This is a genomic window from Idiomarina sp. UBA4206 (assembly GCF_002383015.1).
Taxonomy (GTDB): domain Bacteria; phylum Pseudomonadota; class Gammaproteobacteria; order Enterobacterales; family Alteromonadaceae; genus Idiomarina; species Idiomarina abyssalis.
Map to the genome: position 1 here is coordinate 6,228 of NZ_DFTS01000025.1, position 1,147 is coordinate 7,374.

General features: G+C 45.0%; 1 protein-coding gene. It reads right to left on the bottom strand.

Annotated elements, in window-relative coordinates; genetic code table 11:
* Positions 1 to 128: 128 nt before the first annotated feature.
* Positions 129 to 1,147, bottom strand: a 1,019-nt coding sequence (locus B3180_RS05210) for a TonB-dependent receptor domain-containing protein (protein ID WP_286843415.1), incomplete at its 5' end; no start/stop codon positions are given.

Consider the following 1,147-nt stretch of genomic DNA (forward strand, 5'->3'; position numbering starts at 1 on the left):
AAAAACAGAACCACTCAGTAATAATGTGGATAGTGCTAATAGTTTATACATGTGTATTGATTACCTTGTTGTTGCTTGCTACTAAAGCAACCACATGCGGCGTTAACCGCATGTGGTTCGGGGTAGTTTTAAAATACAAACTTAGCATTAAGTGCAACCGTACGTGGCGCACCAATCCAACCAGCGCCCGGAGCGATAGTACCAAGGTAATCTTCGTCAAAGACATTATTCACAGTGAAGCTCAGCTCCATGCTGTCAATTGCACCACCAATGTCATAAACGGTTTTACCAATGTAAAGGTCACTCACAACGTAAGAATCGCTTTCCTGAGTGTTCGCCTGGTCTAAGAAACGCTCACCAACATACTTAGTACTAAAGCCGGCATAGAAGTCGCCTTTAGTGTAGTCAAAGCTAACAACGGCCATGTCCTGAGCACTGCCCAGTACCGTATTGCCGCGGAATGCTTCATCCGTATAGGTTGAGTCATTTTTTGTGTAAGACATATAAACGCCAAGGTTATCACTCAGATTGTAATCCAGTGATGCTTCAATACCGTCAGACTCAATACCACCTGTGTTAACATAACCACCGGCTGCCGCTTCTAAAAAGTCGATACCGTCAACGTCTTCATTACTGACAAAAGTAATGCGATTTTCGAAGGTAATATCATAGTAAGTCAAACTTGCATTAAAGCCCGGCGTTGAATAGCGCAAACCTAAATCAATGTTGTCCGCTGTTTCCGGTTCAACCTGGCTTACATCCGTATCATCACGCTCTAGTACCGCATCTTTAACGGCTGCAAAGTTTTCGGCGTAACCACCGAACACTTCCATTCCGTTAACCGGCAGAGGCGCAACAAAACCAGCTGACAATAAAGCATCCGAGTCAGACGATACACTCAGGTTGTTGTCAGGGTTAAACTGGTCTTCTTTTGAAACCTCAACATCAAACTTCTTGGCGCCCAGACGGAATTTCGCAAATCCGGCATCAATCTCGTCTTCAATGTAGTACATCAAAGTTTCGACCGGGAATTCACGGCTGTACTGAACCCAGTAAGGGTTACTTTCAGGACGCGGGCTCGCTGCTGCATCAATGGTTTTATGCCAGTCACGGTACTCATCACGCTGGTAATCTTCGTACCAGAAAC